This window comes from Blastococcus sp. SYSU DS0619 (assembly GCF_054051035.1).
The window spans coordinates 147,390-170,654 of the sequence record NZ_JBJHAM010000003.1 but is presented as its reverse complement, the minus strand read 5'-3'; the positions used below and the strand labels follow the sequence as shown (position 1 = coordinate 170,654).

Sequence of the window (23,265 nt, the reverse complement as noted above, 5' to 3'; positions counted from 1 at the left end):
GAGTGGGCAGCCGGAGCCGCCGCAGCCGGCGCGTCGCCGGGTGTCGCCGACCGCAACTGCGCACTCGACAGCCTCGCGGGCGCGGTGTCGAATCCGCGCATGCACCTGGAAGAGGACTCCGCCCACGAACTGGCGCTGAGTTCAGCCGGCTACCTGCCCGTGTCCGCGCGTCGGCTGGCGCAGAAGGTGCTGCTGGTCCTGCTGTCGGGCCGCATGTGGGTGCGCGAGGCCGACGGCGGGCGCCGCGACGTCACCGGGCCCACGTGGGTCGTCTGGTACCCGGGCGAGGCGATCGAGTACGGCGCCGTCGGGACGACGGTGCACTGGGTCCTCGCGGCCCCGCTCGGGCCGGTGCCGCCGGGGTCGCCTCGACCGGGCTCGCTGGTGCGCATGCGGGACGGCTCGGGCACGGCGGAGGCCCGGTTGGTGCACTACCTGGACGACTCCCCGGACCGGTCCGGGCCGCTGTCGGTGGTCGCGGACGTCGTCGGCAGCGGCATCGGGGTCCACCCACTGGCCGAGCTCGTCGACGTCGTGGAGGAGGCCGACGAAGACCTGCACCATTGGGACTTCGGGCCGGGCCTGGACCGACCGTGGCGCCGGACCGGGCGATGAGTCAGGGCCGGCGCTCGACCCGCAGCAGCCAGACGCAGCGCCCCGGCATCTCCAGCGGGCCGGGTGCCACGAAGGCCGGCTCCGGCGGGGTGCCCCGGGCGTACTCGGTGGAGAGCACCAGTTCGTAGCCGTCGGCCCACGGCGGGCCGGGCAGCTCGACGGTCACCGGGTCGGGGCCGGCGTGCAGCTGCACCAGGTAGGAGTCGTCGACCATCGGGTGGCCGTGCTCGTCGCGGTGCCGGATGCCCCGGCCGTCCAGGTACATGCCGACGGTCTGCAGCCCGGTGTCGAACCAGTCGGCGGTGGTGAGCTGGCCACCGCCCGGGGCGAACCAGGCGAGGTCGCGGGTGCCGCCGGTGCCGGGCAGCTCGTGGCCCTCGAAGAACGCCTCCTGGCGCAGCACGGGGGCACCCCGCCGCAGCCGCACCAGCCGGGTGACGAAGGACAGCAGGTCCTCGTCGACCGCGCCCCAGTCCAGCCAGGAGAGCTCGTTGTCCTGGCAGTAGGCGTTGTTGTTGCCCTGCTGCGTGCGGCCCAGCTCGTCGCCGGCGGTGAGCATCGGTACCCCGGTGGACAGCAGCAGCGTCGTCAGCAGGTTGCGGACCTGGCGCCCCCGCAGCTCCAGGACCTCCGGGTCGTCACTGGGCCCCTCGACGCCGCAGTTCCAGTTCCGGTTGTGGCTCTCGCCGTCCCGGTTGTCCTCCCCGTTGGCCTCGTTGCGCTTGTGCTCGTAGGTGACCAGGTCGCGCATCGGGAAGCCGTCGTGGGCGGTGACGAAGTTGATGGAGGCGAACGGTCGCCGGCCGTCGGAGCGGTACAGGTCCGAGGAGCCGGTCAGCCGGTAGGCGAGGTCGCGGACCCCGACGTGGGCACCGGCCCACACGTCCCGCACGGTGTCGCGGTACTTGCCGTTCCACTCCGTCCACGGCGGCGGGAAGTTGCCCACCTGGTACCCGCCGGGGCCGATGTCCCACGGCTCGGCGATCAGCTTCACCTGGCTGACCACCGGGTCCTGGTGCACGACGTCGAAGAACGCCGACAACCGGTCGACGTCGTGCATCGAGCGGGCCAGGGCCGAGGCGAGGTCGAAGCGGAAGCCGTCGACGTGCATCTCGGTGACCCAGTAGCGCAGCGAGTCCATGAGCAGGCCCAGGACCGCCGGTCGGCGCACGTCCAGGGTGTTCCCGCAGCCGGTGTAGTCGGTGTAGCGGCCGGGGTTCTCCCCGTCGAGGCGGTAGTAGCCGGGGTTGTCGATGCCCTTGAAGGACAGCGTCGGACCGGTGTGATCGCCCTCGGCGGTGTGGTTGTAGACGACGTCGAGGATGACCTCGATGCCGGCCGCGTGCAGCTCCCGGACCATCGTCTTGAACTCGGTGACCTGGCCGCCGCTGCTGCCCGACGCGCTGTAGCCGGCGTGCGGGGCGAAGTACCCGAGGGTGTTGTAGCCCCAGTAGTTCGTCAGCCCGCGGCGCAGCAGGTGCGGCTCGCTGACGAAGTGCTGCACCGGCAGCAGCTCCACCGCGGTCACCCCGAGGGCGAGCAGGTGCTCGACGAACGCCGGGTGCGCCAGGCCGGCGTAGGTGCCGCGCAGGTGCGCCGGGACGCCGGGGTGCCGGGCGGTGGCGCCCTTCACGTGCACCTCGTAGACGACGGTGTCCGACCACGAGCGCCGCAGCGGCCGGTCCCCGTCCCACGGGAACGGGTCGTGGACGACGACGGCGCGCGGCACGAAGGGCGCCGAGTCCCGGTCGTCCGGGACGGCGGAGTCCGGGGCGTCGACCGGGTGGCCGAAGAGCGCGGCGTCCAGCCGCAGCTCGCCGTCGACGGCGCGGGCGTAGGGGTCCAGCAGCAGCTTGGCCGGATTGCAGCGGTGCCCCGAGAACGGGTCGTAGCCGCCGTGCACCCGGTAGCCGTAGCGCTGCCCGGGGCCGATCCCGGGCAGCCGGCCGTGCCACACCTGGTGGGTGGTCTCCTCGAGCCGGTGCCGCTGCTCGGCGCCGTCCGGGTCGAACAGGCACAGGTCGACGGCGGAGGCCCCGGCCGACCACAGCGCGAAGTTCGTCCCCCGGCCGTCCCAGGCCGCCCCGAGGGGGGCAGGCATGCCGGGCAGCACGCCCGGGACCGGGGAGCCGGGGGCGGGGGAGTCGGTCACCGGGTGATCGTGCCAACTCGGTGCCCGGCGCGGGCGCACCGACGGCCGGGAGAGTTGGATGGGGGACGTGTCGAACCCTGATGCCCCCGAGGGGGCGGTCGTGCGGATGACCGGAGTCGACGTCGTCCGCGGCCAGAACCACCTGCTCCGCGCCGTCGACTGGGCGATCGAGGCCGACCACCGGTGGGTGGTGCTCGGCCCGAACGGGGCGGGCAAGACGACGCTGATGCAGCTGGCCGCGGCGCAGATGCACCCCACCCGCGGGGAGGTGCGGCTGCTGGGGGAGACCCTCGGCGCGGTCGACGTCTTCGAGCTGCGGCCCCGGATCGGCCTGACCAGCGCCTCGCTCGCCCAGCGGATCACCCCGGCGGAGCGGACCGGCGACATCGTGATCTCCGCCGGCTACGCGGTCGTGGGCCGCTGGCGGGAGCGCTACGACGTCCACGACCTGACCCGCGCCGCGGTGCTCATGCAGCAGTGGGGCGTCTCCGGGCTGGCGCACCGGCCGTTCGGGACGCTGAGCGAGGGCGAGCGCAAGCGGACGATGATCGCCCGCGCCCTCATGCCCGACCCGGAGCTGCTGCTGCTCGACGAGCCCGGTGCGGGCCTGGACCTGGGCGGCCGGGAGGACCTCGTCGCCCGGCTGTCGGATCTCGCGAGGTACCACTACGCGCCGGCCCAGGTGCTCGTCACGCACCACGTCGAGGAGATCCCGCCCGGCTACACCCACGCGCTGCTGCTGCGGGACGGCGAGGTGGTGGCCGCCGGGGCCGCCGACGACGTGCTGACCGCCGGGCACCTGTCCGACACCTTCGGGCTCTCCCTGGAGCTCAACCGCACCGACGGCCGGTTCACCGCCCGCCGCGCTCGCTAGGGTGCCGTCCATGGCGCAGACCCCCGAGTTCGTGACCCTGCAGGTGGAGGACGGAGTCGGCACGATCCGGCTCGACCGGCCGAAGATGAACGCGATCGACGAGCAGCTGCACATGGAGGTGCGCGCCGCGGCGACGGAGGCGGGCAGCCGCGCCGACGTGCGCGCCGTGGTCATCTACGGCGGTGAGCGGGTGTTCGCCGCCGGGGCCGACATCAAGGCGATGTCGCAGCTCGACGCGGCCGGCATGACCGCGTGGGGCAAGGAGCTGCAGGACTCGTTCCGGGCCGTCGCCGGCATCCCGAAGCCGGTCATCGCCGCCGTCACCGGCTACGCCCTAGGGGGCGGGTACGAGCTCGCGCTGTGCGCCGACTTCCGGGTGCTCGGCGCGTCGGCGAAGGTCGGTCAGCCGGAGATCCTGCTCGGGGTGATCCCGGGCGCGGGCGGCAGCCAGCGGCTGGCCCGCCTGGTGGGCCCGGCCAAGGCCAAGGACCTGGTCTTCACCGGCCGGCACGTCGCCGCCGAGGAGGCCCTGGAGATGGGCCTGGCCGATGCCGTCGTCCCCGACGCCGAGGTGTACGCGACGGCGCTGGCGATGGCCCGCAAGCTCGCCGCCGGCCCGCCGCTGGCGCTGGCCGCGGCCAAGCGGGCGATCGACGAGGGCCTCGACCTGCCCCTCGACGACGGGCTGGACCTGGAGAGCCGGCTGTTCGCCGGGCTGTTCGACACCGAGGACCAGGACGCCGGCATGCGCTCGTTCCTGGAGAGCGGCCCCGGCAAGGCCACCTTCACCGGCCGCTGAATCCCACGGTCCGTGGCCGGATGGTCATCGGACCTTCACGTGCCGGTACCGCGCAGCGGGGGATCGGGTCGGCCACAATGCCCGAGGTCGTCCGACCGGGGTCAACGGGGCCCGCGCGCGGACGGCACCACACCAGGAGGACACGTGCGACGAAGCACCCTGCGGACCGCGGTCGCGGTCGTGACGGCGGGACTCACGCTGACCGCCTGCGGCTCGGACGACGGCGACTCCGGCGGGACCGGCGGGAGCGGCTCGGACTGGGCCACCGCCACCTCGGTGGAGGACGGCGGCGGCATGGACGCCCTCGTCGAGGCCGCGCGGGCCGAGGGTGAGCTCAACGTCATCGCCCTGCCGCCGGACTGGGCCAACTACGGCGAGATGCTCGAGACCTTCAGCGAGAAGTACGACATCGAGATCAACAGCGCCAGCCCCGACGGCTCCAGCCAGGACGAGCTCAACGCCGTCGAGAGCCAGCGGGGCCAGGACCGCGCGCCCGACGTCCTCGACCTCGGCACCGCCTTCGCCCGCCAGGCGCAGGCGCAGGACCTCGTCGCGCCCTACCAGGTGCAGACCTGGGACGAGATCCCCGAGGACCAGAAGGACCCCGAGGGCCACTGGGTGAACGACTACGGCGGCTACATCTCCATCGGCTGCAACGCCTCGGTCGTCACCGAATGCCCGACCACCTTCGCCGACCTGCTCGAGCCGCAGTACGCCGGCCAGGTGGCGCTCAACGGCAACCCGACCCAGGCCGCGGCGGCCTTCAGCGGCGTGTGGGCGGCGTCCCTGGCCAACGGGGGCAGCCTCGACGACATCGGCCCGGGGATCGACTTCTTCGGCCAGGTCAAGGACGCCGGGAACTTCAACCCGGTCGAGATCACCCCGGCCACCATCCAGAGCGGCGAGACGCCGATCTCGATCGACTGGGACTACCTCAACGCCTCCTTCACCGAGACGTTCGCGGAGGACGGCGTCGAGTGGGAGGTGCACGTCCCCACCGACGGGCTCTTCGGCAGCTACTACAGCCAGGCGATCAGCGCGTACGCCCCGCACCCGGCCGCGGCCCGGCTGTGGCAGGAGTTCCTCTACAGCGACGAGGGTCAGAACATCTGGCTGAACGGCGGCGCCCGGCCGGTCCGGCTGCCGGCGATGGAGGAGGCCGGTACCGCCGACACCGAGGCGCTGGCGGCGCTGCCCGAGGTCCAGGGGACGGCGAAGTTCCCGACCCAGGAGCAGGAGACCGCCGCCCAGGCGGTCGTCGCGGAGCGCTGGAACGCGGAGATGTCCGGCTGAGTACCGCAGCTCCGCACGCCCCCACCGGGTCGCAGGTCGCGCCGGTCCCTCGCAGGAGGGGCCGGCGCGGCCGTGTGCTCGTCGCGCTCGGCGTGCTCCCGTTCTTCCTCTACGTCGCCGTGTTCCTGGTGCTGCCGATCGGCGTGCTCGCGGTCGAGGCCTTCCGCGCCACCGACCCGGTCACCTTCCAGGAGAGCTGGTCGACCGCCTCCATCCGGGCGGTCATGGAGGGGCCCTACGCGCGGTCCTACGTCGGCAGCCTGCAGCTGTCGGCCATCACCGCCGTCCTCGGCGCGGTGCTGGGCCTGGCCCTGGCCGTGGCGGTGCTGCGCGCCCGTCGCGGCCGGCTGCTCCGGCGGCTGGTGCTCACCGCCTCCGGCGTGCTGGCGAACTTCGGCGGCATCCCGCTGGCGTTCGCGTTCATCGCCACGATCGGCACCAGCGGCGTGGTCACCGCGCTGCTGACCGACACCCTCGGACTGGGGCTCGGCGGATTCTCCCTGTACTCGATGACCGGGCTGGCGCTGGTCTACCTGTACTTCCTGATCCCGCTGATGGTGCTCACGATCATCCCGGCGCTCGAGGCGCTGCGGCCGCAGTGGCGGGAGGCGGCCGACAACCTCGGTGCCACCGGCTGGCAGTACTGGCGGTACGTCGGTGGCCCGGTGCTCGCCCCACCGGTGATCGGCGCGACGATGCTGCTGTTCGCCTCCGCGTTCGCCGCCTACGCCACCGCCCGGGCGCTGGTCGGCAGCAGCATCCCGCTGGTCACGCTGCAGATCGCCGACGCGCTGTCCAGCAACGTCGTCGTCGGGGCGGAGAACCTCGGCAAGGCACTGGCGCTGGGCATGGTGCTGCTCGTCGGCCTGGTGATGGTCTTCTACGCCTGGGTGCAGCGGCGCACCCAGCGGTGGCTGTCATGACCGCGCTCGCGGAGAACGTCGCCGGCGCGGGCGGAGTCGAGCCGGAGGCGCCCCGGCGCCGCGGCCGTCGCGGGGCGGGGGCCTGGCGGCCCGCTGTCTTCGCCGTCCTGGGCCTGTACTTCCTGATCCCCATCGCCGCCTCGGTCTGGTACACCGTCCGCGAGCCGGACGGCGTCTCCCTGGAGACCTATGGCCGGATCCCCGGCGCGGAGGGCTTCGCGGACTCGTTCACCCGCTCGCTCGCCCTGGCCGGCCTGACCGTCGTCCTGGCGCTGCTGCTCATGGTGCCGACCGTGGTGCTGGTGGACCTCCGGCTCCCCCGGCTCCGGACGGCGGTCGAGCTGCTGACCCTCATGCCGCTCGTGCTGCCGCCGATCGCGCTGGTCGTGGGCGTGCGCAGCGTGCTGGCCTGGGCGCCGGACTACTTCCTGGACACCTGGCTGGCCGACGTGTTCTTCGCCCTCCAGGAGCCGGCGCTGCCGTGGATCCTCGTCCTCGTCTACGTCGTCCTGGCGCTGCCGTTCGTGTACCGCGCGCTCGACGCCGGCGTTCGCGGGGCGGACCTGCGGACGCTGACCGAGGCCGCGCGCAACCTCGGCGCCTCCTGGCCGCGCGTCCTGCTCTCGGTGGTGCTCCCGGTCCTGCGCACGTCGGTGCTGAACGCCTCGTTCATCACCGTCGCCCTCGTGCTGGGCGAGTTCACCGTCGCCAACATCCTGGGGTTCGAGACGTTCCCGACCTGGATCCTCCGGATCTCGGGATCCCAGCCGCAGCTCTCGGTCGCCGTCTCGGTGCTGTCGCTGGTCGTGACCTGGCTGCTGCTGCTGATGATCTCCGCGCTGGACCGCCGGCGCGGCACGAAGGAGTCCGCATGACCACGCTGCCCGGCACCACGACGGACCGCTCTCCCGGCGCCCCGGCCGACCTGGCCGGCCGCGCCGGGACGCCGGTGCGCCTGGAGGGGCTGACCCGCCGCTACGGCCCGGTCGTCGCCCTCGACGGGCTCGACCTGGACATCGCCGGTGGCGAGCTGCTGGCCCTGCTCGGCCCCTCGGGCTGCGGCAAGACGACGGCGCTGCGGGCGATCGCCGGCTTCGACCGCCCCGACGGCGGCCGGGTGCTGGTGGGGGAGCGGGACGTCACCGGAATCCCGCCGAGCAAGCGCGACATGGGCATGGTGTTCCAGGCCTACAGCCTGTTCCCCAACCTGACCGTGGCCGAGAACGTCGCGTTCGGGCTCCGGGTGCGCCGCCGGGCGAGGTCCGAGCGGGCCGGCCGGGCGGCCGAGCTGTTGGACCTGGTCGGGCTGGCCGACCGCGGCGACCGGTACCCGCACCAGCTCTCCGGTGGCCAGCAGCAGCGGGTGGCGCTGGCCCGGGCGCTGGCGGTGGCCCCGCAGGTGCTGCTGCTCGACGAGCCGCTCTCCGCGCTGGACGCGCAGGTGCGCGTGCAGCTGCGCGAGGAGATCCGCCGCATCCAGCTGGAGCTGGGCATCACCACCGTGTTCGTCACCCACGACCAGGCCGAGGCGCTCTCGGTCGCCGACCGGGTGGGCGTGATGCGCGCCGGCCGGCTGGAGCAGGTCGCCTCGCCCGACGAGCTCTACGAGCGCCCGGCGACGGCGTTCGTCGCGGAGTTCGTGGGCACGATGAACCGGCTGCCGGCGACGCTCACCGCCGGGGAGGCGCAGCTGCTCGGCGTCCGGCGCCCCGTCACCGGGGCCGTCCCCTCCGGCGGGCCGGTGGTCGCGCTGGTGCGGCCCGAGTCGCTGCTCGTCACCGCCGACCCGGCCGGGTCCGGGCGGGTGGTCACCCGCACCTTCTCCGGTGCCTCCACCCGCGTGCTCGTCGTGCTGCCCGACGGCGTGGAGGTGCGGGTCGACGTCGCCAGCGCCGACAGCCAACTGCTGCGGCCCGGCGCCGCCGTCACGGTGACCCCCGCCGACCGGCCCGTGCTGGTCGCGCCGGCGGAGCCCGGAGCCGCCGGCGTCGGCGGGGCGTAGCGTCGGCAGCGTCCCGCCCACGTCGCGCACCGGCCGTCCGAGCCGGTGCCGGGGCGGGAGCACCCCACTGCGCGCCGGCGACCCCGGCCGAGTCAGGTTCCGCCATGACCACCGCACTGACCACCGCCCTGCCCGCCCCGGCCGGCACCCAGCTGCCCGCCGGAGCGGTCTCCTGCACCGCCTGCCCGCACCCGCTCGAAGCCCACGACCGGATCTCGCTGCGCTTCTGCGAGGCGACCCGGGTCTCGTCCAGCTCGCGGGGGTGCGCCTGCTCGACCTGACACGCGCCGGCCGGCGGGTGCGCGATCATGCTGCGGTGACCGGACCACGCACGGACGTCGACCGCTCCGATCCCGGGAGCCGGGCGTGGGTGGACCGCGCGGTCGCCGCCGTGGAGGCCGACGCGCGGCGCAGCGCGGACACCCACCTGCTGGTGTACCCGCTGCCCCCGGAGTGGGGCGTCGACCTCTACCTCAAGGACGAGTCGACCCACCCGACCGGCAGCCTCAAGCACCGGCTGGCCCGGTCGCTGTTCCTCTACGGGCTCTGCTCGGGGCAGATCACCGAGGGCAGCACGGTCGTGGAGGCCTCCAGCGGGTCGACGGCGGTGAGCGAGGCGTACTTCGCCCGGATGCTGGGCCTGCCGTTCGTCGCGGTCATGCCGCGGTCGACCAGCCCGGAGAAGATCGCGCTGATCGAGTTCCACGGGGGCCGCTGCCACTTCGTGGACCGCGCGCCGGACATGTACGGGGAGGCGCGCCGGCTGGCCACCGAGTGCGACGGCCACTACCTCGACCAGTTCACCTACGCCGAGCGGGCCACCGACTGGCGCGGCAACAACAACATCGCCGAGTCGATCTTCGACCAGCTCGCCGCCGAGCGGCACCCGGTGCCCGAGTGGGTCGTCGTCGGGGCCGGCACGGGCGGCACGAGCGCGACCATCGGCCGGTACCTGCGCTACCGGCGGCACCCGACGCGGCTGGCCGTCGTCGACCCGGAGAACTCGGCGTTCCTGCCCGGGTACGCGGCCGGCGACCCGGACTGGACCACCGGGACGCCGTCGCGGATCGAGGGCATCGGCCGGCCGCGGGTGGAGCCCTCGTTCGTGCCGACGATCGTCGACCGGATGATCGGCGTGCCCGACGCCGCCTCCCTGGCCGCGATGCGGCACCTGGAGCAGGCGACCGGCCGCCGGGCGGGCGGCTCCACGGGCACCAACCTGTGGGGTGCCTTCGGCCTGGTCGCGGAGATGGTCGCCGCCGGACGGCGGGGGAGCGTGGTCACGCTGCTCTGCGACGGCGGCGAGCGCTACGCCCGCACCTACTACTCCGACGACTGGGTGGCGGCGCAGGGGCTGGACCTCGCCCCCCACGCGTCGACCCTCCGGCGCTTCGCCGCGACGGGTGCGTGGGCGGTCCCACCGGCCCCATCGGGGTGACGTGCCTCACCCGCCCCTCGTCCCGCAGCGGCGTTACCGCGCAGTAACCTCCATCCTTGGAGCCAGGCGGGCCTCCGTGCCCGCGTCCTGAACGCGTCCTGAGGAAGGTTCAGCGCGATGAACATCGTCGTTCTTGTCAAGCAGGTCCCGGACTCGGGAAGTGAGCGCAAGCTGGACCCGGCCGACAACACCGTCGCCCGTGCGTCCGCAGACAACGTCATCAACGAGATGGACGAGTACGCCATCGAGGAGGCGCTCACCATCAAGGAGGCGCAGGGCGGCGAGGTCACCATCCTGACCGTCGGCCCCGACTCCGCCACCGACGCCATCCGCAAGGCGCTGTCCATGGGCGCCGACAAGGCCGTGCACGTCGTCGACGACGCCATCCACGGCTCGTGCGCGGTGCAGACCTCGGCGGTCATCGCCGCGGCGCTGGGCCAGATGGAGTACGACCTGGTCCTCTGCGGCGCGGAGGCCACCGACGCGCAGCTGAGCGTCATGCCGGCGCTGCTCGCCGAGCGCCTCGGCCTCCCGCAGCTGTCCGGTGCCCGCAAGGTCACCATCGAGGGCGGCACCGCGAAGGTGGAGCGGCAGACCGACGGCGGCTTCTGGGCCCTCGAGGCGCCCCTCCCGGCGATCATCTCGACCTGGGACACCATCAACGAGCCGCGCTACCCCTCCTTCAAGGGGATCATGGCCGCCAAGAAGAAGCCGGTGGAGACCAAGTCCCTGGCCGACCTCGGCGTCGACGCCGGCAGCGTGGGTCTGGCCACCGCCACCAGCAAGGTGCTCGACTTCTCCGGGCGCCCCCCGAAGGGCGAGGGCGTCAAGGTGACCGACGAGGGCGACGGCGGGCAGAAGTTCGTCGACTACCTCGCCAGCCAGAAGATCGTCTGACGGCCACACCAGACATAGCCCGGATCGAAGGAAGAGGAGATACCCATGGCAGAGGTCCTGGTCCTGGCCGAGCTCAACCCGGCCGGCGGCGGAGTCCGCAAGACCACCCTGGAAGCCCTGACCGCGGCGCGTGCGCTCGGTGAGCCGTCGGCCGTCGTGATCGGCGCGCCCGGTGCCGCCGCCGGCGTCAAGGACGTCCTCGCGGAGTACGGCGCGGCGACGGTCTACGTCGCCGAGTCCGAGGACGTCGACGCCTACCTGGTGGCCCCCAAGGCCGAGGTGCTGGCGCAGCTGGTGAGCGAGAAGTCGCCCGCCGCCGTCGTCATCCCCTCCTCCCCGGAGGGCAAGGAGATCGCCGCCCGCCTGGCGATCAAGACCGGCAGCGGCTTCCTGACCGACGTCACCGAGATCGCCGCCGACGGCACCGCCACCCAGGCGGCGTTCGCCGGGGCGACGATCGTGCACTCGCAGGTGACGGTCGGCACCCCGATCTACACGCTGCGGGGCAACTCGGTCACCGCCGAGCCGGCCCCCGCGGCGGGCGCCGAGCAGGCCGTCGCGGTGTCGGTCAGCGACCAGGCCAAGCAGGTCCGGGTCGTCGAGCGCGTCGTGGAGCAGAAGAGCAGCCGGCCCGAGCTCACCGAGGCGTCGATCGTCGTCTCCGGTGGCCGTGGTGTGGCCAGCGCCGAGAACTTCTCGGTCATCGAGGGCCTGGCCGACTCGCTCGGTGCCGCCGTGGGCGCCTCGCGCGCCGCGGTCGACTCCGGCTTCTACCCGCACAGCTTCCAGGTCGGGCAGACCGGCAAGACCGTCTCGCCGAACCTCTACGTCGCCGTCGGCATCTCCGGTGCCATCCAGCACCGCGCCGGCATGCAGACGTCGAAGACCATCGTCGCCATCAACAAGGACCCCGAGGCGCCGATCTTCGAGCTGGCCGACTTCGGTGTCATCGGCGACCTGAACACGGTCGTGCCCGCTGCCACCGAGCAGATCAACGCCCGCAAGGGCTGAGCGACCGGCCCCGGCAGGGGCCGACAGCAACCGTCGAGCGCCGGTCCCCGCGGGGGTCGGCGCTCGACGCGCGTCCGGGGCCGGCCACCGGTGCGCCGCTCAGGTGCGGCGCCAGCGCCGACGGCCCTCCAGGTACAGGTCCCCACCGTGCACGTCGTTGACCACGACGGCGGGGAACTCCTCGACGACCAGACGGTGCACGGCCTCCGAGGCCAGGTCCTCGTAGGCCACCACCTGGGACTCGCGGACGCACTGGGCCAGCAGCGCCGCGGTGCCCTCGACGGCGCCGAAGTAGACGCACCCGTGCTGCCGCATGGCGGCCTTGACCTCGTCCGACCGCAGCCCCTTGCCGATCATGCCCCGCAGCCCGCGCTCGATGAGCAGCGGCGACCAGGCGTCCATCCGCGACGCGGTGGTGGGGCCTGCGCTGCCGATGACCGCACCGGGTCGCGCGGGGGCGGGGCCGGTGAAGTAGAGGACCTGGCCCGCCACGTCGAAGGGCAGCGGTTCGCCGGCGGCGACGGCGGCGGCCATCCGCGCGTGCGCGGCGTCCCGGGCGGTGTGGATCGTGCCGCTGATCGACACGACGTCCCCGGTGCGCAGCCGGGGGACGTCGGCGGCATCGAGGGGGGTGGTCACCCGCACCGGCTGCGGGCCGTGTCCGGCCGTCACAGCTCGACGGCCCGGGTGCGGTGCGAGTGGCAGTCGAGGTTGACCGCCACCGGGAAGGAGGCGATGTGCGTCGGGTAGCTCTCCACGTGCACCGCCAGCGCGGTCTGCGTCCCGCCGTACCCGGCGGGCCCGATCCCGGTCGCGTTGATCTCCTCGAGCAGTCGGCGTTCCAGTGCGGCCAGCTCCGGATCGGGGTTCGGCTCGCCCGACTCCCGGGTCAGTGCCTTCTTGGCCATGACGGCGGCGCGCTCGAACGGGCCGCCGATCCCCACGCCGACGGTGACCGGCGGGCTGGCGTTGGGCCCGGCCTTCTCGATCGTCTCCACGACGAACCGGACCATGCCCTCCACGCCCTCCGCGGGGGTGAGCATCCGCAGTGCGCTCATGTTGTCGCAGCCGGCACCCTTCACCAGCAGGCGGATCCGCAGGCGGTCGCCGGGGACCATGTCGGTGTAGATCACCGCGGGGGTGTTGTCGCCGGTGTTGACCCGGTCCACCGGTCCACGCACCAGCGACTTCCGCAGGTACCCGCGGTCGTAGCCGCGCCGGACGCCCTCGTTCAGCGCCGCCTCCAGTCCGCCCTCGACGCGGACCTCCTCGCCGTGGTCGACGAAGAGCACGGCGTAGCCGGTGTCCTGGCAGAACGGGACACCGTCGCGGCAGGCGACGGCCGCGTTGTCCAGGAGCCGGTCGAGCACCTCCCGGCCGTGGTCGGACCGCTCGTCCGCCCGGGCGCGCCGCAGGGCACGCAGCTGGTCGTCGGCCAGGCAGGTGTTCGCGGTGATGCACAGCTGCGCCACCGTCTCGGTCAGTTCCTCGGCCGTCAGGGTGCGCATCGGCGTCGTCCCCGTCCCCTCGGGACCACCCGTGCCGGATGGTCCGGACCAGCCCGCAGGGAGCCGGGCGTTCGGAGTCCCGTCGTGCGACGGGCGTCACAGTCAGGATATAAAATCGAACATGATGCGCAACGGGAACGAGGGGACGGTCATGGCGGCACCGGTTCGGCGGGATCGCTGATGCGGCCGCTGGAGGGGATGACCGTCGTCGCCCTGGAGCAGGCGGTCGCCGCACCGTTCGCCACCCGCCAGCTGGCGGATCTGGGCGCGCGCGTGATCAAGGTCGAGCGGACCGGTCCCGGTGACTTCGCGCGGACCTACGACGAGACGGTGCGCGGCATGTCCAGCCACTTCGTCTGGCTCAACCGCGCCAAGGAGTCCATCGCCCTCGACCTCAAGTCCGACGAGGGCCGGGAGGCGCTGGAGCGGCTCGTCGCGCGTGCCGACGTCTTCGTGCAGAACCTCGCACCCGGCGCCGTGGAGCGCCTCGGCTTCGGAGCCGACGAGCTGCGCGGCCGGCACCCCGGGTTGGTGCACTGCTCGATCTCCGGGTACGGCGGTGGGGGCCCGTACACGGACAAGAAGGCCTACGACCTGCTGGTGCAGTGCGAGTCGGGGCTGATCTCGGTCACCGGGACCGACGAGTCGCCGGTGAAGGTGGGGATCGCCGTGGCCGACATCGCCGCCGGGATGTACGCCTACAGCGGCGTCCTCAGCGCGCTCCTGCGCCGTGGCCGCTCGGGTGAGGGGGCCACGATCGAGGTCTCGATGCTCGAGGCCCTCGCGGAGTGGATGGGCTTCCCCCTCTACTACACGCTCTACGGCGGCACCCAGCCGGTCCGGTCCGGGGCCTCGCACGCCGCGATCACCCCCTACGGCCCCTTCCAGGCCGCCGACGGAGCGGTCTTCCTCGCCGTCCAGAACGAGCGGGAGTGGTCGGCCTTCTGCCTCGAGGTGCTGGCGCGGCCGGAGCTGCTGACCGACGACCGGTTCACCACGGGCCCCTCTCGGCACGCCCACGGGCCCGACCTGCGGGCGCTGATCGAGGAGGTGTTCGCGACGATGCCGAGCGAGCACGTGCTCGAGCGGCTGGAGGCGGCCGGCATCGCCAACGCGCGGCTGCGGGACGTGCACGGCCTGATCGACCACCCGCAGCTGGCTGCCCGAGACCGCTGGCGCGAGGTCGACTCGCCGGTCGGCCCGCTGCGCACCCTGCTGCCGCCGGCGGGCCTCGACGGCACCGACCCGGTGCTGGGTCGCATCCCGACGGCGGGGGAGCACACGGCCGCGATCCTCGCCGAGCTGGGCCTGGTGGCCGACGACGGATCCGGGCCGCCCCCGTGACGACGCTGCTCCCGCCCACCGTGCCGGCGGTGACCAAGGTGGAGGCGGCCGCGGCCACGCTGCGCGAGGCGATCCGCAGCGGGCGGCTGCTGCCGGGCGCGCGGCTGATCACCCGGGACCTCGCCGACGAGCTGGGGATGAGCCTCACCCCGGTGCGGGAGGCGCTGCAGCTGCTCCGGGCCGAGGGGCTGGTCGAGCACCGCCCGCACCGCGGCACGGTGGTCAGCGACCACAGCCGCGAACGCGCCGAGGAGGTCTACCGGCTGCGTTCCGTGCTCGAGCCGATGGCGGCGGGGCTGGCCGCCCGGCGGGCCGACGCGGAGGACCTCGCCGCGGTCGAGGGGCTGCTCGGCGACCTCACCGCGGCGATCGAGCAGGGGCGAGCCGGTGACGTGCCGGTGCTCAACGCGGCCCTGCACCGCCGCATCTACGCCGCCTCGCGCTCGCCGCTGCTGCTGGAGTTCATCGACCGGCTCTGGAACGGCGTGCCCTACCAGACGATCAGCCTCGTCGACCGGGTCGCGGAGTCCGCCGCCGAGCACGAGCGGATCGTCGCCGCGCTGCGCCGTCGGGACGCGGGCGCGGTCGAGGCGGAGCTCCGTGCGCACATCGCCGCCGGCGCGGCCGCCGCCCTCGCCTCGCTGCCCCCGAGGTCACCGGGCTGACGTCACCGGGCCGACGGCACCGCCGGGGGGAGGTGGCGCAGGCTCGCGGCGATGCCCGTGGCGAGCAGGGCCAGCCCGCTCACCACCGCGACGACGCCGGGCCAGCCGGCGGCGTCGAACGCGAAACCGCTCGCCCAGCCGCCCACGCTGCTGCCCGCGTAGTAGGCCAGCAGGTACAGCGACGAGGCCTGTGCGCGGCCCTGGCTGGCCCGCCGGCTCACCCAGCCGCTGGCCGCCGTGTGCGCGGTGAAAAACCCGACCGTGAAGAGGACGAGCCCGGCGCCCACGGCGAGCAGCGAGTCCGGGAGGGTCAGCAGGACCGCGGCCAGGGACAGGGAGGTCCCGGCGAGGAGGACGTGCCGCCGCCCGAACCGGTCGCCCAGGCGCCCGCTCACCGTGGAGGCCACGGTTCCGGCGAGGTAAACCAGGAACAGCAGGCCGACGACGGTGTGGGACAGGGAGAACGGCGGGTCCAGCAGCCGGAACGCCAGGTAGTTGTAGACGGTGATGAACGCCGACATGATCAGGAAGCTGATGGCGAACAGCCGCAGCATCCCGGTGTCGCGCAGGTGGGCCCGCACGTGGAAGACCGTCGACCGGGTCTCGGCCGTGGGCGTCCGGTCGCCGGTCCGCGCCTCCGGCGGCAGCAGCACCCAGAACGCGGCCAGGCAGGCGAGTGACACCACGCCGACGGCGGCCATCGCGGGTCGCCAGTCGCCCGCCACGTCCGCGACCGTGCTGGTGAGGACCCGCCCGGTCAGGCCCCCCAGGGTGTTGCCGGCCACGAGCAGGCCCATCGCCGACCCAAGCGACCCGGCGTGCACCTCGCGCCCGAGGTAGGCCATCCCCAGCGCCGGGACGCCGGCCATGAGCAGACCCTGCAGCGTGCGGACGGCGATCAGCGTGGCGAAGTTGGGTGCCAGCGGCGCCAGGAGGCCGAGCACCACGGTGGCCAGCAGGGACAGCCGGATGACCCTGCCCAGCCCCCAGCGCGCGGCCACCGCGCTCGCCGGCAGCAGGCCCAGCGCGAGCGCGCCGGTCGCGGCGGACAGCGACAGGCTCGCCGTGCTGGCGGGGACGTCGAACTCGGCAGCCACCAGGGGCAGCAGCGCCTGGACGGAGTACAGCGACGCGAAGGTTCCGGCGCCGGCCACCGCCTGGGCCGCGCTCGCGCGGCGGAAACCGGAGCTGCCGCTGACGAGGCCGGTGGTCGTGGCCGGGGGAGGGGGCGCCGTCGCCGGACCGATCGCCGCTGTGCCGGCCCGCCGCTTCACGAAACGACGGTAGAGAGCTGATCGGCTCCGCGTCCAATGCATCGATCAGCGACTTACCATGCATGGATGCATGACTCCGTCGACGGTCCGGTCGCGGCCATCGCGCCCGGGCTGGTCGAGTTCACCGTCCTCGCCCGGGAACTGCACATGACCGCGGCCGCCGAACGCCTGGAGATGCCGCAGCCGACGCTCAGCCGGCACCTCGCCCGGCTCGAACGCGAGCTGGGCGTCGCCCTGCTGATCCGGTCGGGGCGGCGGATGCGGCTCACCCCGGAGGGCCAGGTCCTGCGAGACTCCGTCGAGCAGGCGCTGGGGGAGCTGGGCCGCGGGGTGCAGCGGGTGCTGCTCGACGTCGATCCCGGCCGGGGTCGCGTCGACCTCGGCTTCATGCACACACTGGGTCCGGTGGTGGTGCCGCGGCTGATCCAGGAGTTCCGGGAGCTCCGCCCCGGCATCCGGTTCGAGCTGCACCAGGAGGGTCACGAGACCCTGCTGGCGCGGCTGCGGGCCGGGATCATCGACGTCTGCCTCACCTCGCCGATGCCCGAGGACCCCGAGCTGGCCACCCGGCCGCTGTGCGAGCAGGAGCTGGTCTGCCTGCTGCCGAGGGGGCACGCGCTGGCGGGGCGGCGGGCACTCCGGCTCGCCGAGCTGGCAGGGGAGCCGTTCGTCGGGCTGAAACCGGGCTACGGGATCCGCCGGATCACCGACGAGTGGTGCGGGCGCGCCGGGTTCGCCCCCCGGCTGATGTTCCAGGGCGACGACATCGACACCGTCCGTGGTCTCGTCGCCGCCGGCCTGGGCGTGGCGCTGCTGCCCCGTGAGCCCGGCCGGCTCCCGTCGGGGACGGTCGAGGTGGCGGTCACCCCTCGGGCGTCCCGCACCATCGGCGTGGTCTGGGCGCGCACCGTCCCGGAGACGCCGCCGGTCGCACTGTTCCGGACCTTTCTCCTCGAACGCGGGAGCGCCCTGCTCCGCGACTGACGGCATCGCGGCCGCGTCCTACTCCACGAGGAAGAGGCTGATCTGCGGCACGTAGGTGACGATGAGCAGCGCCGCCAGGAGCACCGCCGCGCTCGGCAGCGCGACCTTGGCCACCCGCAGCACGCTCATCCCGGAGAGCCCGCTGGCGACGAAGAGGTTCAGCCCGAGCGGTGGCGTGATCATCCCGATCTCGAGGTTCATCACCATGATGATCCCGAGGTGGACCGGGTTGACCCCGAGCTCCATCGCGATGGGCAGCAGGATCGGCGCGATGATCAGGATCGCGCTGGAGGTCTCCATGAAGCAGCCGGCGATCAGCAGGATCACGGTCACCAGTGCCAGGAACGACCACTTGTCGAGGTTCAGCGAGAGCATCGCCTCGGTGATCTCGTTCGGGATGCGCTCGGAGGTCAGGACGAAGGAGAACAGGATGCCGTTGGCGATGATGAACATGACCATCGCCGACGTCTTGGCCGACGTCAGCAGGATGCCGCCGAGGTCCTTGACGGTGATCTCGCGGTAGACCAGCAGCGAGACCAGCAGCGCGTAGAACACCGCCATGGCGGCGGCCTCGGTGGGCGTGAAGATGCCGCCGTAGATGCCGCCGAGCACGAAGGCCGGCAGGATCAGGCTGAGTGCGGCGTCGCGGAACGCCCTGAGCTTCTCCGAGTGGGTCATCCGAACCAGGTGCTCACCGCTGCCGTAGTTCCGCCGCCGGGAGATGACCACGACCATCAGCAGCAGCATCGCCCCGGCCATGATCCCGGGCAGGATCCCGGCGATGAACAGGTCGCCGATCGAGATCTCGGTCGCGATGCCGTAGACGATCAGCGGGATCGACGGCGGGATGAGGATGCCCAGGGAGCCGGATGTGGCGATGAGCCCGGTGGAGAACCCCGGGGAGTAGCCCCCGCGGATCATGGCCGGGATCAGCAGGGTGCCGACCGCCACCACCGTCGCCGGGCTCGATCCCGAGATGGCGGCGAAGAAGATGCAGGACAGGACCGCCGTCATGGCGAGCCCGCCGCGGAAACCGCCGACCAGGGCGGTGCCGGCCGTGGTGAGGCGCTGGCTGATCCCGCCGCGGCTCATGAGCGTCGCCGCCAGGACGAAGAAGGGGATCGCCATGAGCGGGAAGGTGTTGAGCGCGTTGAACAGCGTCTCGGGGATCTGGGTGAGCGGGATCGTCGTGAAGTAGTAGAAGTAGATGAAGGTCGTCAGCCCGAGCGCCACCGCGATGGGGGCGGAGGAGAAGAGCAGCAGGAACAGGATGACGATCAGCGCGATCGCTGCCTCGCTCATCGGCCGTCCTCCGTCCGGGGCCGCGGCTCCGGGCGGTGCTGGTCAGGGGGTTCTTGGTCCCGGGTTTGCCGATCAGGGTGCTGCTCCGTGCGGATGCCCTCGAGGTCGAGCTCGGCGCCGCCCTCGGCGGCCAGCAGGTCGTTGGCGGCCTGCGGGTAGGGGTCCTGGCCCCGCACGGTGCGATAGAAGATCTCGATGCCGCGCAGGAACATGAGCGTCAAGCCGATCGGCAGGGGCAGCGTCACGACCCACAGCGGCAGGCCGAGCGCCGGGGTGACGGTGTTGCTCGACACCGGCTCGAAGATCAGCATCCAGGCGAACCAGCCGACCACGGCCAGGTAGACGAGGAAGACCGTCAGGCCGATCAGGGCCATCACCTGCTTGCCGCGCTTCTTGAGGAACACGGCGATGATGTCGACGTTGACGTGCTCGTTGTGCCGCATCGTGATGACGGAGCCCAGGAAGGTCGAGAAGATGATCAGGTAGATGATCGCCTCCTCGGACCAGAAGATGATCTCGTTGAAGAACGTCCGGAGGATGACGGCCACGATGGCGATCAGCGCCGCGACGGCGAGCGAACCCGCAGCCAGGACGTTCTCTACCTTGGTCAGTACGGAGTCGAACCGGGACACACGACCTCCTGGGTCGGCGAGGGGGCGGCCGCCCGGCCGCCCCCTCGTCCTCGATGCTGCGGGTGCTACTGGTCGGCGAGCAGGTCGTCGATCAGGTCCTGGCCGATCACGTCGGCGTACTGCTGCCAGACGGCGGGCACCACGGCGTCCTTGAACGCCTGGCGCTGCTCGTCGGTGAGCTGCGTGATCGTGGTGGTCCCGGCCTCCTCGATCGTCGCCTTGGCCTCCTCGTTGAGCTGGGCGGCGACCTCGCGGTTGTAGTCGGTGGCCTCCTGGGAGGCCGTGTCGACGCACTCCTGCTGCTCGGCCGACAGCGACTCGTAGAAGTCGTTGTTGATGGCCTGCACGTACCCGATGTAGCCGTGGTTGGACTCGGTGATGAAGTCCTGCACCGTGTGCATGTTCTGCGACTCGATGTTGGAGTACGGGTTCTCCTGGCCGTCCACGACGCCCTGCTGCAGGGCGTTGTAGAGCTCACCGAACGCCAGCGGCGTGGGCTCGGCGCCCCAGGTCTCGAACTGGGTGCGGAGGACGTCGGAGGGCTGGATCCGGAAGCGGAGCCCGTTCAGGTTCTCCGGAGCGGTCATCTCGGTGTTCGACGACAGCTGCTTCAGGCCGTTGTCCCACAGGCCGAGGACCTTGATGTTGCGCTCCGCCAGCGCCTCGTTCTCGTAGATCGCCTGACCCACGGCGGAGTCGGCGGAGACGACCTCGGGGATGTCCTCCACCGAGTCGAACAGGAAGGGGAGGTCGAGCACCTGCAGCTGCGGGGCGATGGTGGTGAACTTGGCGCTGGCCGGCGCCAGCATCTGCACCGCACCCGACTGCAGGGCCTGCAGCTCGTCCTCGTCCCCGTACAGCTCCGAGTTCGGGTAGATCTCCACGGTGACGGAGTCCCCGCACGTCTCCTCGACCACCTCCGCGAACCGCTCCGCGGCCTGTCCCTTGGGCGTGCTCGGGGTGACGACGTGGGAGAACCGGATCGTCACCGGGTCACTGCCGTCGTCCCCCCCGGAGGAGCCGCCCTCCGTCCGCGCGCCACCGCATGCCGTGAGTGCCAGCGTCAGTGCCACCGTCGAACCCAGCAGTGCCCGGTTGCCGATCCTGCTCCGCGTCATGCCCGTCCCCTTCGTCGAACGTCATCGGTCCGCCGTGGCCTGCCCACATCGCGACCGAACCGGTCTCGGTGCTGCACACGCCCGGACCCGGCACGCGAGAGCAGGCGGCGGTCGACCGGGCCGGCCAGGATCGACGGTGGATCGAGGTCGAAACCCCGATGCGCACCCTCGATTTGGCAGGCCATTCATACCGACGGGTGTGATGTAGGTCAAGTTTTCGACCATCATGGTGCCCGAACCGTGACGAGCACCAGCCCCGGCGGCCCGCTCGGGGCCCGGGGAAGCGGTGGTGCCCGGTTAGACTCCGCAACCGCGGTGGCAACCCCAGCCGGCGCATGCGGAGCGGAGGGGGCCGTGGAGACGAAGCCTCAGCCGGCCTTCCGGCGGCTGGAGAACGACCTCCGGTCCCAGATCCGTGCGCGCGAGTTCGGCGTCGACACGCCGCTGCCCACCGAGGCCGAGCTGGCCAGCCGTTACGGCGTGAGCCGGCAGACCGTGCGCCGGGCCTTCCACGACCTGGTAGCCGAGAACCTGGTGTTCCGGGTGCCCGGCCGGGGCACCTTCGTCACCCCGCCCTCCGGGCGCTACCTGCGCCAGTTCGGTTCGGTCGACGACCTCATGGCGCTCTCGGCCGACAGCGTGATGCGCATCGTGGAACCCCTGTCGGCCGCCGTCGACCCCATGGCCGCCGGGCGCCTGCGACTGCCCGACGACCGGGTCGCGACCACCACGTTCCTGCGCCTGCACCACGGCGACGCCTTCTCGCACACGGCGGTGTACCTCCCGCCGCAGGTGCGCCTCAGGCTGGGGGAGGTCCCGGAGCTGAGCACCCCCGGCACGGTGAGCAAGGTGACCGTCATCGGGCTGCTGGACCATGCGCTCGAGTGGCCCATCCAGGACGCCGAGCAGAGCATCACGGTGGCGGCCGCGCCGCCGGAGGTGGCCGAGGCCCTGGAGATCCCGGGCGGGAGTGCGCTGCTGCGCATCGACCGGATGTACTTCGACATGGAGGGCGAGCCCGTGGAGCTGGCCGTCAGCCACTTCCACCCGGACCGCTACTCCTACCGGGTCCGGCTGCGCCGGGGGCCCGCCTGAGGCGGGAGGCCCCGAGGGGTTGACGGGTCGATCGGCGGCTGACTAAATGGCCGTACATTCGGTCCGCCGGACACACCCGGGACCTGTCACCGAGGAGCCGCCTCGTGCCCTCTGCCGCCGCCGAGCCCTCCGTCGCCACCGAACTCGCCGCCTGGGCGGCCGGGTTCGAGCCCAGCGCCGCCGACCTGGCGCTCGCCGACCGCTCGCTGCTGGACACCGTGGCCGTCGGCGTCGCCGCCCGCGCGGAACCCGTCGTCGCGACGGCTCTGGGGATGTCGGACGCCGCACGCTGGGCCACGGCCGCACACGTCCTGGACTTCGACGACCTGCACATGGAGTCCACGACCCACATCAGCACGGTGTGCGTGCCGGCCGTGCTCGGCGTCGGCGGCGGGGCGTCCGCCTATCTCGCCGCGGCCGGGGTCATGGCGCGGCTCGGCCGGGCACTGGGCTGGCCCCACTACAGCTCCGGTTGGCACGCCACCACGACGGCCGGTGCGCCGGCCGCGGCGGTCGGCGCCGGGCTGGCGCTCGGCCTCGACGCCCGGCAGCTGGCCGCGGCCATGGCGCTCGCCGTCCCCGCGGCGGGAGGTGTGCAGCGGGCGTTCGGCACGGACGCCAAGTCGTTGCAGGTCGGGTTCGCGGTCGACGCGGGGATCCGTGCCGCCCGGCTGGTCGCTGCCGGGGCCACCGCCGACGTGCGGGCCCTGGACGCCTGGCTCGCCCTGGTGGGCGGGGACCCGTCCCGGCTGGACCTCGGTGGCCCGGCGATCCCGGGCGGCCTGGCCATCAAGCTCCACCCCTGCTGCTATGCGCTGCAGCGGCCGATCAGCGCGGTCTCCGCGCTGCGCCCGGAGGTCGACCCGGCGGCGGTCGACCGGATCGTCGTCCGCACCCCCGAGGGCACCGTCACCCCGCTGAGCCACCACCGGCCGGACACCGGGCTGGAGGGCAAGTTCAGCATGGAGTACGCCGTCGCGGCCGCGCTGATCGACGACTACGCGGGGTTCGACAGCTTCACCGACGCGGCCGTCCGGCGGCCCGAGGCCCGACGGCTCGTGGGCCTGGTCGACGAGGAGCTGAGCGACGGCGGGGACTGGCTGCTCGCCGGCGAGTTCGAGGCCGAGGTGCACGTCGGCGGGCGCGTGCTCACCGCCCGCCAGGAGTTCCCACCCGGGTCGCCGCAGCGGCCCCCTTCCGACGAGGAGCTGGCCCGGAAGGTCCAGGACTGCCTCGCCGGCACCGGACTCGGGGTCGCCGACCTCGACTGGTCGACGGCGAGCCGGGTGCTGCACGAGTACCTGTGACCGCCGTCCGACGCCCGACAGCGAACCGAGGA

Annotated in this window: 23 protein-coding genes; 16 read left to right on the top strand and 7 right to left on the bottom strand. The window is 72.9% G+C overall.

Annotation, left to right across the window (positions count from 1 at the left end):
• The first annotated feature begins 99 nt into the window (after positions 1-99).
• Complete coding sequence (locus tag ACI79T_RS05710) at positions 100-615, top strand: hypothetical protein (RefSeq protein ID WP_456609079.1); 516 nt, start codon at positions 100-102, stop codon at positions 613-615.
• A gap of 1 nt (position 616) precedes the next feature.
• Here the strand turns inward: ACI79T_RS05710 and glgX are convergent, their stop codons facing one another.
• Positions 617-2,767: a glycogen debranching protein GlgX gene (gene glgX, locus ACI79T_RS05705; RefSeq protein WP_456609078.1), complete on the bottom strand. Its 2,151-nt coding sequence runs from the start codon at positions 2,765-2,767 to the stop codon at positions 617-619.
• 106 nt (positions 2,768-2,873) lie between these two features.
• Between glgX and ACI79T_RS05700 the strand changes: the two genes are divergently transcribed.
• From ACI79T_RS05700 to ACI79T_RS05655, 10 genes are all read left to right on the top strand, one after another.
• The gene (locus ACI79T_RS05700; protein ID WP_456609077.1) at positions 2,874-3,641 is read left to right on the top strand and encodes an ABC transporter ATP-binding protein; all 768 of its coding nucleotides are present in this window, start codon (positions 2,874-2,876) and stop codon (positions 3,639-3,641) included.
• Positions 3,642-3,651: 10 nt separating this feature from the next.
• A complete protein-coding gene (locus ACI79T_RS05695) occupies positions 3,652-4,440 on the top strand; it encodes an enoyl-CoA hydratase/isomerase family protein (RefSeq protein ID WP_456609076.1) in 789 nt (262 codons plus the stop codon).
• A 144-nt stretch (positions 4,441-4,584) separates the two neighbouring features.
• Complete coding sequence (locus tag ACI79T_RS05690) at positions 4,585-5,733, top strand: ABC transporter substrate-binding protein (protein WP_456609075.1); 1,149 nt, start codon at positions 4,585-4,587, stop codon at positions 5,731-5,733.
• A gap of 74 nt (positions 5,734-5,807) precedes the next feature.
• On the top strand, positions 5,808-6,656 hold the full coding sequence (locus ACI79T_RS05685; RefSeq protein ID WP_456609074.1) for an ABC transporter permease: 849 nt from the start codon (positions 5,808-5,810) through the stop codon (positions 6,654-6,656).
• Complete coding sequence (locus ACI79T_RS05680) at positions 6,653-7,531, top strand: ABC transporter permease (protein ID WP_456609073.1); 879 nt, start codon at positions 6,653-6,655, stop codon at positions 7,529-7,531. Before ACI79T_RS05685 ends, ACI79T_RS05680 begins: the two co-directional genes overlap by 4 nt.
• The gene (locus tag ACI79T_RS05675; RefSeq protein WP_456609072.1) at positions 7,528-8,658 is read left to right on the top strand and encodes an ABC transporter ATP-binding protein; all 1,131 of its coding nucleotides are present in this window, start codon (positions 7,528-7,530) and stop codon (positions 8,656-8,658) included. Before ACI79T_RS05680 ends, ACI79T_RS05675 begins: the two co-directional genes overlap by 4 nt.
• Before the next feature lie 104 nt (positions 8,659-8,762).
• Positions 8,763-8,939: an RGCVC family protein gene (locus ACI79T_RS05670; RefSeq protein ID WP_456609071.1), complete on the top strand. Its 177-nt coding sequence runs from the start codon at positions 8,763-8,765 to the stop codon at positions 8,937-8,939.
• Positions 8,940-8,974: 35 nt separating this feature from the next.
• Positions 8,975-10,096 (top strand): L-cysteine desulfhydrase Cds1, encoded by a 1,122-nt coding sequence (gene cds1 / locus ACI79T_RS05665; RefSeq protein WP_456609070.1) that lies wholly within the window; start codon positions 8,975-8,977, stop codon positions 10,094-10,096.
• Positions 10,097-10,213: 117 nt separating this feature from the next.
• Positions 10,214-10,993, top strand: a complete 780-nt coding sequence (locus ACI79T_RS05660) for an electron transfer flavoprotein subunit beta/FixA family protein (RefSeq protein WP_456609069.1) — start codon at positions 10,214-10,216, stop codon at positions 10,991-10,993.
• A gap of 45 nt (positions 10,994-11,038) precedes the next feature.
• The gene (locus ACI79T_RS05655; RefSeq protein WP_456609068.1) at positions 11,039-12,004 is read left to right on the top strand and encodes an electron transfer flavoprotein subunit alpha/FixB family protein; all 966 of its coding nucleotides are present in this window, start codon (positions 11,039-11,041) and stop codon (positions 12,002-12,004) included.
• A 99-nt stretch (positions 12,005-12,103) separates the two neighbouring features.
• Here the strand turns inward: ACI79T_RS05655 and ACI79T_RS05650 are convergent, their stop codons facing one another.
• Complete coding sequence (locus ACI79T_RS05650) at positions 12,104-12,643, bottom strand: FumA C-terminus/TtdB family hydratase beta subunit (RefSeq protein ID WP_456609067.1); 540 nt, start codon at positions 12,641-12,643, stop codon at positions 12,104-12,106.
• A 29-nt stretch (positions 12,644-12,672) separates the two neighbouring features.
• Positions 12,673-13,512 carry a fumarate hydratase gene (locus ACI79T_RS05645; protein ID WP_456609066.1) on the bottom strand — a complete coding sequence of 280 codons (840 nt, stop codon included), beginning with the start codon at positions 13,510-13,512 and terminating at the stop codon, positions 12,673-12,675.
• Positions 13,513-13,692: 180 nt separating this feature from the next.
• Between ACI79T_RS05645 and ACI79T_RS05640 the strand changes: the two genes are divergently transcribed.
• Together ACI79T_RS05640 and ACI79T_RS05635 are read left to right on the top strand one after the other, a co-directional pair.
• Entirely contained in the window at positions 13,693-14,856 is a 1,164-nt protein-coding gene (locus ACI79T_RS05640; protein WP_456609065.1) for a CaiB/BaiF CoA transferase family protein, read from the top strand.
• Positions 14,853-15,521: a GntR family transcriptional regulator gene (locus ACI79T_RS05635; RefSeq protein ID WP_456609064.1), complete on the top strand. Its 669-nt coding sequence runs from the start codon at positions 14,853-14,855 to the stop codon at positions 15,519-15,521. Before ACI79T_RS05640 ends, ACI79T_RS05635 begins: the two co-directional genes overlap by 4 nt.
• 2 nt (positions 15,522-15,523) lie before the next feature.
• On the opposite strand, the gene ACI79T_RS05630 is transcribed toward ACI79T_RS05635, so the two are convergent.
• Positions 15,524-16,795, bottom strand: coding sequence for an MFS transporter (locus ACI79T_RS05630; protein WP_456609063.1), 1,272 nt, complete (start codon positions 16,793-16,795; stop codon positions 15,524-15,526).
• A gap of 66 nt (positions 16,796-16,861) precedes the next feature.
• Here ACI79T_RS05630 and ACI79T_RS05625 point away from each other — a divergent pair, with 66 nt between their 5' ends.
• Positions 16,862-17,779, top strand: coding sequence for a LysR family transcriptional regulator (locus tag ACI79T_RS05625; protein WP_456609062.1), 918 nt, complete (start codon positions 16,862-16,864; stop codon positions 17,777-17,779).
• Between the two features lie 18 nt (positions 17,780-17,797).
• Here the strand turns inward: ACI79T_RS05625 and ACI79T_RS05620 are convergent, their stop codons facing one another.
• The 3 genes from ACI79T_RS05620 to ACI79T_RS05610 form a co-directional block, all read right to left on the bottom strand.
• Positions 17,798-19,081 (bottom strand): TRAP transporter large permease, encoded by a 1,284-nt coding sequence (locus ACI79T_RS05620; RefSeq protein WP_456609061.1) that lies wholly within the window; start codon positions 19,079-19,081, stop codon positions 17,798-17,800.
• Positions 19,078-19,713, bottom strand: a complete 636-nt coding sequence (locus ACI79T_RS05615) for a TRAP transporter small permease (RefSeq protein WP_456609060.1) — start codon at positions 19,711-19,713, stop codon at positions 19,078-19,080. Before ACI79T_RS05615 ends, ACI79T_RS05620 begins: the two co-directional genes overlap by 4 nt.
• Before the next feature lie 65 nt (positions 19,714-19,778).
• Positions 19,779-20,831 carry a DctP family TRAP transporter solute-binding subunit gene (locus ACI79T_RS05610; protein ID WP_456609059.1) on the bottom strand — a complete coding sequence of 351 codons (1,053 nt, stop codon included), beginning with the start codon at positions 20,829-20,831 and terminating at the stop codon, positions 19,779-19,781.
• A 354-nt stretch (positions 20,832-21,185) separates the two neighbouring features.
• Between ACI79T_RS05610 and ACI79T_RS05605 the strand changes: the two genes are divergently transcribed.
• Positions 21,186-21,926 (top strand): GntR family transcriptional regulator, encoded by a 741-nt coding sequence (locus ACI79T_RS05605; protein ID WP_456609058.1) that lies wholly within the window; start codon positions 21,186-21,188, stop codon positions 21,924-21,926.
• A gap of 104 nt (positions 21,927-22,030) precedes the next feature.
• Positions 22,031-23,233 (top strand): MmgE/PrpD family protein, encoded by a 1,203-nt coding sequence (locus ACI79T_RS05600; protein WP_456609057.1) that lies wholly within the window; start codon positions 22,031-22,033, stop codon positions 23,231-23,233.
• Positions 23,234-23,265: the final 32 nt, after the last annotated feature.

Excerpts from the sequence above, each read along its gene's own strand:
- ACI79T_RS05710 (WP_456609079.1), top strand. The coding sequence starts at position 100 with ATGCACCTGGAAGAGGACTCCGCCCACGAACTGGCGCTGAGTTCAGCC.
- ACI79T_RS05700 (WP_456609077.1), top strand. The coding sequence starts at position 2,874 with ATGACCGGAGTCGACGTCGTCCGCGGCCAGAACCACCTGCTCCGCGCC.
- ACI79T_RS05695 (WP_456609076.1), top strand. The coding sequence starts at position 3,652 with ATGGCGCAGACCCCCGAGTTCGTGACCCTGCAGGTGGAGGACGGAGTC.
- ACI79T_RS05680 (WP_456609073.1), top strand. The coding sequence starts at position 6,653 with ATGACCGCGCTCGCGGAGAACGTCGCCGGCGCGGGCGGAGTCGAGCCG.
- ACI79T_RS05675 (WP_456609072.1), top strand. The coding sequence starts at position 7,528 with ATGACCACGCTGCCCGGCACCACGACGGACCGCTCTCCCGGCGCCCCG.
- ACI79T_RS05670 (WP_456609071.1), top strand. The coding sequence starts at position 8,763 with ATGACCACCGCACTGACCACCGCCCTGCCCGCCCCGGCCGGCACCCAG.
- ACI79T_RS05660 (WP_456609069.1), top strand. The coding sequence starts at position 10,214 with ATGAACATCGTCGTTCTTGTCAAGCAGGTCCCGGACTCGGGAAGTGAG.
- ACI79T_RS05655 (WP_456609068.1), top strand. The coding sequence starts at position 11,039 with ATGGCAGAGGTCCTGGTCCTGGCCGAGCTCAACCCGGCCGGCGGCGGA.
- ACI79T_RS05645 (WP_456609066.1), bottom strand. The coding sequence starts at position 13,512 with ATGCGCACCCTGACGGCCGAGGAACTGACCGAGACGGTGGCGCAGCTG.
- ACI79T_RS05640 (WP_456609065.1), top strand. The coding sequence starts at position 13,693 with ATGCGGCCGCTGGAGGGGATGACCGTCGTCGCCCTGGAGCAGGCGGTC.
- ACI79T_RS05625 (WP_456609062.1), top strand. The coding sequence starts at position 16,862 with ATGCATGACTCCGTCGACGGTCCGGTCGCGGCCATCGCGCCCGGGCTG.
- ACI79T_RS05620 (WP_456609061.1), bottom strand. The coding sequence starts at position 19,081 with ATGAGCGAGGCAGCGATCGCGCTGATCGTCATCCTGTTCCTGCTGCTC.
- ACI79T_RS05610 (WP_456609059.1), bottom strand. The coding sequence starts at position 20,831 with ATGACGCGGAGCAGGATCGGCAACCGGGCACTGCTGGGTTCGACGGTG.